Origin of the sequence: Halomonas saccharevitans (assembly GCF_900116405.1) — a bacterium.
Taxonomy (GTDB): domain Bacteria; phylum Pseudomonadota; class Gammaproteobacteria; order Pseudomonadales; family Halomonadaceae; genus Halomonas; species Halomonas saccharevitans.
Window position 1 is genome coordinate 1 of record NZ_FPAQ01000066.1, and the last position, 8,621, is coordinate 8,621.

The following is an 8,621-nucleotide window of genomic DNA, read 5'->3' on the forward strand; positions in this document are numbered from 1 at the left end:
CAAGGCGAAGGAATTCACGAGCCGCGATCAGCACCTCTTCCTGTTCGGGCGTGAGCGTGGCCAGCAGGTTGTGCCGCGTGTGCGGTCGGTCGTGGACATCGTCACGGTACCGCCAACGCCGGATAGTCGCGGTGGCGACGCCGTATTGGCGGGCCAACTCGCTATCCGTGATGCTAGAGGGGGCTGCCTGGATCTCGGCACGGATCTTCGGTGTCGTCGTAGCCTGCTTATGCAGCTTGATGTCCATGAACCTGCTCCCGAATGAATTGCTGTAGAAGCTCTCTGGCTGCTAGCAGAGGATAACTTCTATAGGCGATCTGATCATCCGGGATCCTACAAATATGCAAAAACGCCAGGGGTGGAGGCGGCCGAGCCCGGCATGGTGCGGCTGAACGCAGGGATTGGAATTGGCAGGGACACATGCGAGTTAGCTACCTGGGCCCGGCATTGCCGGGCCATGATCATCCCGCGATCGAGGACCTGGACGTTCGGCGACTGCCTCCGAGCTGCTACCTCGTGGAAGTGGGGGAGGACGCCGGCGTGGACGGAGAGATCATCGAGGGCGACGTGCTGGTGATCGACGAGGCGCGCCCGGTTCAGCACGGCGACCTGGTGGCGGTGCAGGGCGAGGACAGCTTGCGACTGTGTCGCAGCCATAGGATCGGCGGCCGCTTCCGGCTGATGCAGACCGCCGGGCCGCAGGAATCGACTTGGGCTCGGCAGTCGGATCTGCGGGGCGTGGTAGTGAATCAGGCGAGGGTATCTTAAAGCTGAAGTCTCTCAAGAGTTTTTCTTGGGTCGATTTTTTTAAGGATACATACTCCTCTTCTTGTCATGTAGTTCCAAAGAGGTTCTCTGGCAATCTCAAGGGCTTCATTTCGCAATAAATCTGATATATCCATAACTTCGTCTTTAAGTGAAATGAGTTTTTCTGCAGTTTCATTGTTCTGGTATTCAGAGTTTTTGAAAGATAGGTGGCCTACAATTTCATTTATTTCCTTAATCTTCTTGACTATCTCTTGATGTCGCTGGGTGAGTGCTGGAAAATCTAGTGCAACTATCGCAGCCATTCTTGATTCTGCAGGAGAGGTCGTCACTCCAGATTGAAGTAAAAAATCTATTGATGATTCGTAGCTACTCCATTTTCTCGCTACTTGCGACATAGAAATAGCGATTGTTCCTATGTCGTGCCTAGCTGTTTCAATGGCCTCGTACAGGTTAAGAGCGCTAGATTTTCTATCTCTCCTTATGTGATGGATATAGTTCATTAAGAACGTAATCAATGCAGCTGACAATGCTGCTCCTATACCGCTAAAAATAACTCCCATAAGTTCCTCAATATTTTTTAAAAAATTGCAGCTTGGTTCTCATGTTCTCTTTTTATTTTGCAATTTGTAGATATGAATTAGCAACACTCAATTTTAGAGACCTCTTTGAGCACCAGAGTTATTACTCACCTCCATCTCCACCGAGCTCGTCAGCGCGCGGTCGCTGAGGTCGTGGCTGACCTCGGTGATCAGCCAGGCGGTGGCGTCGATCTCGCGCTTCCAGCCGTCTGCGATCACCGGGGTCTCAGGGTAGAGCTCGGGGCGACCTTCGGCGAGGTCGAGGGTGAACGAGGCGCCGCCGCGCTGCAGGCGCTGCCATTCGCTCTGGGCGGCGGCGAGGGCGTCGTCCTCGCTGGCGTAGGTGGGGCGCAGGCGCTTGGGCTCGTCGTCGCTGCCGGCGATCACTTCGCGGGGCTCGGCGGCGGCCTCGTCGTGCCACTGGGCGACGACGCCGGTGTAGGCGTCGCGGTCGGTGACGCTGTAGCGGTGCTGGTCGCCGGCCTGGCGGGTGAGGCGGATCGGCGGGATCTCGGTGCCGCCGGCGGTCAGGCCCGCGCCCTCGGGGATGAACAGCAGCCGCCCGGCCTTCACGGTGGCAATGGCGTCATAGCGCTCGGCCAGGCGGGTAAGGAAGTGCAGGTCCGATTCCTCGGTCTGGTCGATGTGCTCGAGGTAGATGCCCTGGAGGTGCTGGCCGGTCTTCGGCTCCAGGCTGTGGCGGCCGGCGATGGTGGTGATGATCTCGCCTAGGGTGATGGCGTCCCAGCTCTGGGTGCGCTTGCCGGGCAGGCCCTGGCGCATGTCGGCCGAGCGGGCGCGGATGGTGATCACGTCCGGCGCGCCGGAGTGCTCCACCTCGTCGACGATGTAGGTGCCGCGGTCCACCAGTGACTGGCCCCGCCAGCCCATGGCCAGGTGCAGCTCGGCGCCGCGGGGCGGCAGGGCGAGGCGGCCGTCGTGGTCTTCCAGGGTGAGGTCGAGCTGGTCGGCCTCGAGGCCGCGGCGATCGGTGAGGCGCAGGCGCTGCAGGCTGGCGCCGACCTGGGGGCTGATGCGCTGGCCCATCAGGGTGAGGCGGTAGTCCGGCGTGCGGGCGGCGCGGCCCGGCTCGCTGAGCAGGCTCATGCCAGTGCTCCATTCAGGCCGGTGGCTAGGGCGCGCATGGCGGCGGTGCTGGCGAGCTGGGCGCTGTCGTCTTCGTCGATGCGCTCGAGCTTGAGGTCGAATTCGATCTGCTGGGCGGCGCCGTCGCGGAAGAAGTCGGACTTCCGCTCGTTGAGCGAGACGATGACGTAGAGGCCGTAGTAGGTGCCAGAGCCTTCGATCAGCGGCCAGGCGGCGCCCTGGTTGGCCATCTCGCGCAGCTGGTCGAGGCTCTGCTGGCCGCCAGTGAACTGAGGCAGCAGAGTGCCGGTGAGGGTGATGGTATCCTCGCCTGGGCCAAGGAACTGGCGTGCGGGCCGCCGGCCGATGCGGCCCTGACTCTGGTGCCGCCAGGCGGTCTGGCGTTGCAGCTCCTGGTAGGCGGCGGTGCTGAGGCCGAACACGAACATGCCGAACGTCATCATCATGGGCGGGGCTCCTGGTGGGCGAGGGGGTCAGTCGATGTCGTAGAAGGACGAGCGCCGGCGGGCGGCGGCCTCGCGGCCGGCGTCGGCAACGGCGCGCTTCACCTCGGCGTTGACCATCCGGGCCAGCGCTTGCTCGTCCATGCCCGGGGCGGCGTGGACGTTGATGCCGCCCTCGATGGTGATATGCACGTCGCCACCACCGCCGGGGGCCTGGAGCGGCGGGCGATTGTCGATCGGCACGTCGGCCACGGCGGGCAGGCTGGCGGTGCCGATGGCCAGGCCGGCCCCGGCCTGTCGCACGCGCCGGGCGATCTCGCCCACGCGGCGGGCGGGCTCGTCGCGCTGGGCGTCGAGCCCGGCATTCAGGCCGTCGACGGTGTGGCCGCCGAGCCGGGCGAACACACGGGAGGGCGAGTTGATGTCGAGCTTGTCGGCGAACCAGTCGCGCACGTTGCCGGCCATGCCGGTGACCCGGTCGCGCAATTCGCCGAGCTTGCCGGTGAGGCCGTCGATCATGCCGTCGATCATCGCGCTGCCCAGGGAGCCGAACTTCCCCGGGATCTCGACGCCCAGCGCCTCGAGGCCGGCGGTGACGCCGCGCCAGATCAGCCCGATGGGCGACCAGTCCAGCAGCAGCCGCATGACGCTGCCGATGCCGCCGGCGAAGGCGTTCTTGATGTCGGCCCAGTGTTCGCCGAACCAGGCGCTGATGCCGTCCCAGTTGCGGTAGATGAGTGTGGCCCCGGCGGCCAGCGCGGCCACAGCGGCGACGATGCCCATGATGGTCAGGCTCACCGGGTTGAGCGACAGCAGGGTCAGGGCGTAGTTGACCAGGGCGATGGGGCCGAGCACCGAACCGAGCAGCACCATGAAGCCGCCGCCCACGGCGACCAGGGCGGCCAGGCCGGCGGAGACCTTGACCAGGGTGCGGGCCAGTTCGGGGTTCTCGTCGATCCAGCCGGTGACTGCGCGGCTGATGGCGATGATGTCGTCGTCGACCTCGTCCAGCACGCCCATGAACTCGCCGGCGAGGACCCGCTGCACGCGCTGCAATGCCTTGCCGGCGTTGTCGTCCAGGGTGGTGGCCATATCGTCGACTGCGCCGGTCACGTCGCCCAGGCCGCCCTGAGTGCCGGTGAGCGCCTGGAGGAACTTCGGGATCTGGTCGACGGAGAGATCCTCGATGGGCGTGCCGAACAGCGCGATGGCGGTGTTGGCGCGCCGGGCTGGGTCCTCGATGTCGAGGATCGCCCGGGCGGTGGTGTGCATGGCCTGGCGGGCGCGATCGCCGCCGCTGGCGATGGCGTCGGCCATGGCCTGAGCATCCAGCCCGACGGCCTCGTAGGCCTCCCGGCTTGCCTTGCTCATGTCCGAGCCGCGGATGGTGAACTCCTTGAGGGAGTCGCCGGTCTTGTCGAGCGCGAACTTGCCCTGCTCGGCGGCGGCCACCAGCAGGCCCATGGCCTCCTGACCATCGAAGCCGAGGGCGCGGAAGTTGGTGCTGTACTCGTGGAGGATCTCGGGCAGCTCCTGGCGCATCTGCTCGGGCACTTCCTGGAAGCTGCGGCCGATCAGGTCGAAGGCGGCGCTGGCGTCGCGGGCCAGGCCGTTCTGCACCATGATGCCGGCGGTCTGCGCGGCCTCGGTGATGTCGATGCCGAACACATCGGAGAGCGTGAGCGCCTGGCGGGTGATCGAGGACAGCGTCTCGTTCGAGACGGACTCCAGCGAGCCGAACGACGCCCCAATGGCGCCGACCGCCTGGGTGACCTGGTCGAGCCCTTCGCCGCGACCGCCGCGATAGACCTCGGTGATCACCTCGCGATAGCGCGTCGCCTCCTGGTCGCCTTCGCCGAACTGCGCGGCTAGGCGTGCGCCGCTCATCTGGTTGCCGAAGGCCTGATGGGTCATGGCGGTGAGGGCCACGCCGCCGGCGGCGGCACCGGCCGCTCCGTTGCCGGCGATGCTCGAGGCGCGGCCGGCGGCGCGCTGGTAACGCTTGGCCGCATCGGCCGCCTGGCGCTGTCGCTGTGCCGTTTCGCGCAACTGCCGCTGCTGGGCCTCGAGCTGGCCGTTGGCCTCGCGGATGCGCCGGGTCAGTTCGCGCTGCTGGTCGGCGTGGCTGCCGGTGACGCCCTCGACGCGGGTCATGTTGCGGCGCAGGTAGTCCAGCTGGCGTTGCTCCTGCTGGTACTGCTCCTTGAGGCGCTGGGCCTGGCGAACGGCCTTGTCGCGCTGGCGGCCGAGGGCCCTGGTGTCGCCCTCGGCGTTGTTCATCTGGCGGGAGAGCTCGCGGATCTCCTGCTGCTGCTCCTCGAGGGCGCGGCTGCTGCTCTCGCTCTGGCGCTTGAGGTCGCGGAAGCCGCGCAGGTCGCGCTGGGCGCGCTCCAGGGTCTTGAGCTGCTCGCGGCTGGCTTTCAGGGCCTCGGCGGTACGGCCGCTGCCCTGAGAGATCTGTTTGAGGGGCCGAGTGACCCGGTCCACGGCATCCAGGACGACTTGCAGCTTGAGGTCGCGGGCCATCGGCGTTCCTTCCTGTCTTGGATACGGTCAGCGGGACTTCTTGGGCGGCTCGGCGCGGCGGCGGGCCCGCTCGCGCCAATCCATCAGTTCCTCGAGCTCCATGGGGTCCATCTCGGCCGGGCCCCAGTGGAACACCATGGCGAGGTCCGCCATGGCGTCGTCGACGTGCTCGGGGAGGGTTACTGCTCGCCGGCCTTGGTCTTCGCCGGCAGCAAAAAACCGCTCACCACGCCGCCGCACTGGACCAGGTCGGCCGGGTCCATGTCGCGGATCTCGGCCTCGGCCAGCGCCGGCTCGGTGATGCGCGGCAGCACCTTGGTGAGGGCGTCCACCTGCATCTGCAGCACGTCGGTGAGCGCCACGCCGCGCAGGGCGCCGCTCTTGGGCTTGCGGATCTGCAGCTCGGTGACGGTCTGGCTGCCACGCTGGATGGGGGAGTCGAGCTCGACGGTCTCGGTGACGACCTGGGGCAGCTCGGCGGGGGCGGTGGTCTTGTCGGTCATGGGGTGTGGCTCCGGTGTGCGTCATGGGCCGCCCCAGCGGGGCGGCGGTGCAGTGGCTGATGAGGGGCTGGGGATCAGAGGCCTGTTTTTAGAGACCCAAGGCGGCGCGGCGATCGGCAAGGCGGTCTTCGCCGCGGACACGGAACACCATGCCGGGCTTGTCCATTTCGATGATCTCCTCGCCGTCGACGGTGAGCTTGTAGTAGCTGAGCGTGGTGGTGACCTCGCCGGGGGAGTTGTCGCCCTTCTGGGCCTCGCCCATGCCGATGGTCTTGTGGCGGCCGCGCACGACGATCTCGACGGGCACGACCTGGCCGGTCTCATCAGACTCGTAGCTGCCGGTGAAGCGCAGCTGGGCGGCGTCGTGGATCGGCGAGCCGTAGGTGTCGAACAGGCCGTCGATGATCAGGCCGCCGGGCGTCCAGGTCATCTCCTGGAGCTGGTTGCCCATGTCGACCTCGATGGGGCCGTCCATGCCGCCGCCTTCGTACTCAACCATGCGGCGCGCGAGCTCGGGCGGGGTGATGGACTGGATCTGGCCCTGCCAGTCGTTGCCGTCGCCGAACAGGTTGAAGTCCTTGAGGATCTTGGGGAGTGCCATGCGTGTTTCTCCTTGCGGGTTCCCGATGCTGAACCGCTATCGGGCTCAGGCGGCGGCGACGCGGTCGGCGAACTCGACCAGGTAGCGGTCGGTGATGCGCTGCTGGAGCATCAGGTTCTCGAGCGGCGGCACCGGCGTGTAGTCGTAGTCGATGTAGAGCTTGCCGGCCTTGAGCACCTCGGGAGTATTGATCTCGGCGTCGAACCAAGCCACGCCGTCGATCAGGTAGCCCAGGCGCTTCCACTCGCGGAACTTGGCGTTGATGCCCTCGACGATGTCCTTCACAAGCGAGGGGTGCATCGGCTTGTCGACCGCCCAGAGGTGGGCCTCGGCGATGGTGTCGGCGATGACCTGGGCGGTACGGGTGTAGTTCTCGAAGGCGAACAACGGGTCGACGCTGCAGGTGCGCGAGCCCCAGAAGCGGAAGCCGCCGCGGTTGATGAGGGTGGTGACTTCATGGCTGTTGAGGTAGCCGGCGTCGGTGTTGGGGTCCTGAAGGTCCCAGAACACGTCCTGGCTGATGCCGGTGACTCCGTTGACCGGCATGTTGGAGAGCGTCTTGTGCCAGCCGATCGTCTGGTCGGCCTTGGCGCGCAGGCCCAGGGCCCGGGCCACGGCGGAGAGCTGGCGGGTGGCGCTGATGGCGGTGTCCCAGCCGGTCCAGTCGGGCCAGATCACCATCACCTCGCGGGCGCCGAAGTTCTGGCGGTACATGGCCGCTTCTTCCATGGTGGTGCTGTCGCCGGCGGAGGCGTAGACGAACGCGCGCAGCTTCTGGGCTACGCCGATCAGCTCGCTGGTGACGTCGGCGTCGTCCAGCTCCGGCACGCCGAGGATTCGCGGCTTCACGCCCAGGCGGGCCTCGGCGGCGAGCAGGGCCTGCACGCCAAGGCGCTTGCCGCTGCCGTCCACGCCGCCGATGACGTTGGTCTTGGTCTCGGCGTCGTCGGCGCCCTCGGCCACGCGCACCACGACCACCAAGGTCTTCACCTGGTCGGCGATGGCGTCCAGCGAGCGGGCGAGGGTGCCGGTGTCGCCGGCGTCGCCCTGGGCGCCCAGCGGATCGGTGACCAGCACCGGCGTGTTGAGCGGGAACGGCTCGTCCTCGCCGCCGGTGAGGTTGGCGAAGCCGCTTACTGCGACCACGCCGGCCCCGGCGCCTTCCTCGGCGGCGGTGACCAGGGCGCTGGCGTTCGCCTCGCCATTGACGGCGGTGGTCACCTCGGCGGCGGTACTGACGATCGCGCCGTCTATGTCGGTGGCCAGGCTGACGGTGATGTCCTGTCCGCTGACGTTGACGGCCAGCGTGGCGGAGGCGCTGCCCGGGTCGACGTAGCGCACGCGGATGGCGTTGCCGGTGGTGCCGGCGGTGGCCGCGGTGTAAGTGACGCCGCTCTCGGCGGCGGCGGAATCGACGAGCAGCGAGGCGGCGACGGCCACCGCGGCGTCCGGGGCGGTGGCCACCAGGCCGATGACGGCGGTGGCCACCGTGCGAATCGGCCGGGTGCCTTCGTTGATCTCCACGACGCGAACGCCGCGGTGGTAGTCCTGGGCCATGTGGGGCTCCTGCGCAGGTGAGCATGACGGTCGGGGTCATGCTTGCGCGGGAGCGGGCGGGGCTCTAGCGGCGGGGATTGTGGGGTGGTGATGGCACAAAAACGCCCGCCTGGTGGCGGGCGTGGTGAAGGGATTAGAGATCTTTCCCTGGCTGTGGGTCTATCGCCCTGTGCTGTTTGCCGAATATGTCCTGATAGATGACTTCGAGTCCTGAATTCAAGCAATAAGTGCAGCACCTGCGGTATCCAGGGCTCCTGAGTATTCCCCCAGGAATACCTGTGCCGGTGTCCGATAGCCGAGCCGTTTTCGAGGGCGGTCATTCAGCTTCCTGAGCACCCTGCGAAGCTCGGCATCGGTGACCTGGCGGAAGTCCGTTCCCTTGGGAAAGTACTGCCGTATCAGGCCATTGGTGTTCTCGTTGGTCCCACGCTGCCCGGAGCAGTAGGGATCACAGAAGTATGTCGCTGCTGTCACTGCCTTGGACACGGCTTGGTGCTCGGCGAATTCGGAGCCATTGTCCAGCGTGATGGTCTGGACC

10 protein-coding genes and 1 pseudogene are annotated in these 8,621 nt (G+C 66.4%); 1 reads left to right on the forward strand and 10 read right to left on the reverse strand.

Going from position 1 to position 8,621, the window contains the following annotated elements; genetic code table 11:
- A pseudogene (locus BM388_RS17060) lies at positions 1-247 on the reverse strand (IS481 family transposase); the annotation flags it as partial.
- Positions 248-420: 173 nt separating this feature from the next.
- Here BM388_RS17060 and BM388_RS17065 point away from each other — a divergent pair.
- A complete protein-coding gene (locus BM388_RS17065; RefSeq protein WP_089852385.1) occupies positions 421-768 on the forward strand; it encodes a S24/S26 family peptidase in 348 nt (115 codons plus the stop codon).
- On the opposite strand, the gene BM388_RS17730 is transcribed toward BM388_RS17065, so the two are convergent.
- The 9 genes from BM388_RS17730 to BM388_RS17105 form a co-directional block, all read right to left on the reverse strand.
- Positions 765-1,328, reverse strand: coding sequence for a hypothetical protein (locus tag BM388_RS17730; protein WP_139233984.1), 564 nt, complete (start codon positions 1,326-1,328; stop codon positions 765-767). The genes BM388_RS17065 and BM388_RS17730 overlap by 4 nt on opposite strands.
- Positions 1,329-1,421: 93 nt before the next feature.
- Positions 1,422-2,453, reverse strand: a complete 1,032-nt coding sequence (locus BM388_RS17070; RefSeq protein ID WP_089852387.1) for a phage late control D family protein — start codon at positions 2,451-2,453, stop codon at positions 1,422-1,424.
- Positions 2,450-2,899 carry a phage tail protein gene (locus BM388_RS17075; RefSeq protein WP_089852389.1) on the reverse strand — a complete coding sequence of 150 codons (450 nt, stop codon included), beginning with the start codon at positions 2,897-2,899 and terminating at the stop codon, positions 2,450-2,452. Before BM388_RS17075 ends, BM388_RS17070 begins: the two co-directional genes overlap by 4 nt.
- A gap of 27 nt (positions 2,900-2,926) precedes the next feature.
- The gene (locus BM388_RS17080; RefSeq protein ID WP_089852390.1) at positions 2,927-5,422 is read right to left on the reverse strand and encodes a phage tail tape measure protein; all 2,496 of its coding nucleotides are present in this window, start codon (positions 5,420-5,422) and stop codon (positions 2,927-2,929) included.
- Between the two features lie 27 nt (positions 5,423-5,449).
- The gene (locus tag BM388_RS17085; RefSeq protein WP_089852392.1) at positions 5,450-5,575 is read right to left on the reverse strand and encodes a GpE family phage tail protein; all 126 of its coding nucleotides are present in this window, start codon (positions 5,573-5,575) and stop codon (positions 5,450-5,452) included.
- 26 nt (positions 5,576-5,601) lie between these two features.
- A complete protein-coding gene (locus tag BM388_RS17090) occupies positions 5,602-5,925 on the reverse strand; it encodes a phage tail assembly protein (RefSeq protein WP_089852395.1) in 324 nt (107 codons plus the stop codon).
- 88 nt (positions 5,926-6,013) lie between these two features.
- Positions 6,014-6,526 (reverse strand): phage major tail tube protein, encoded by a 513-nt coding sequence (locus tag BM388_RS17095; RefSeq protein WP_089852397.1) that lies wholly within the window; start codon positions 6,524-6,526, stop codon positions 6,014-6,016.
- Positions 6,527-6,571: 45 nt separating this feature from the next.
- Positions 6,572-8,083, reverse strand: a complete 1,512-nt coding sequence (locus BM388_RS17100) for a phage tail sheath protein (RefSeq protein ID WP_342714266.1) — start codon at positions 8,081-8,083, stop codon at positions 6,572-6,574.
- A 216-nt stretch (positions 8,084-8,299) separates the two neighbouring features.
- The coding region (locus tag BM388_RS17105; RefSeq protein WP_139233985.1) for an IS30 family transposase at positions 8,300-8,621 on the reverse strand (322 nt) is incomplete at its 5' end.

Excerpts from the sequence above, each read along its gene's own strand:
- BM388_RS17065 (WP_089852385.1), top strand. The coding sequence starts at position 421 with ATGCGAGTTAGCTACCTGGGCCCGGCATTGCCGGGCCATGATCATCCC.
- BM388_RS17730 (WP_139233984.1), bottom strand. The coding sequence starts at position 1,328 with ATGGGAGTTATTTTTAGCGGTATAGGAGCAGCATTGTCAGCTGCATTG.
- BM388_RS17070 (WP_089852387.1), bottom strand. The coding sequence starts at position 2,453 with ATGAGCCTGCTCAGCGAGCCGGGCCGCGCCGCCCGCACGCCGGACTAC.
- BM388_RS17075 (WP_089852389.1), bottom strand. The coding sequence starts at position 2,899 with ATGATGATGACGTTCGGCATGTTCGTGTTCGGCCTCAGCACCGCCGCC.
- BM388_RS17080 (WP_089852390.1), bottom strand. The coding sequence starts at position 5,422 with ATGGCCCGCGACCTCAAGCTGCAAGTCGTCCTGGATGCCGTGGACCGG.
- BM388_RS17085 (WP_089852392.1), bottom strand. The coding sequence starts at position 5,575 with ATGGCGGACCTCGCCATGGTGTTCCACTGGGGCCCGGCCGAGATGGAC.
- BM388_RS17090 (WP_089852395.1), bottom strand. The coding sequence starts at position 5,925 with ATGACCGACAAGACCACCGCCCCCGCCGAGCTGCCCCAGGTCGTCACC.
- BM388_RS17095 (WP_089852397.1), bottom strand. The coding sequence starts at position 6,526 with ATGGCACTCCCCAAGATCCTCAAGGACTTCAACCTGTTCGGCGACGGC.
- BM388_RS17100 (WP_342714266.1), bottom strand. The coding sequence starts at position 8,083 with ATGGCCCAGGACTACCACCGCGGCGTTCGCGTCGTGGAGATCAACGAA.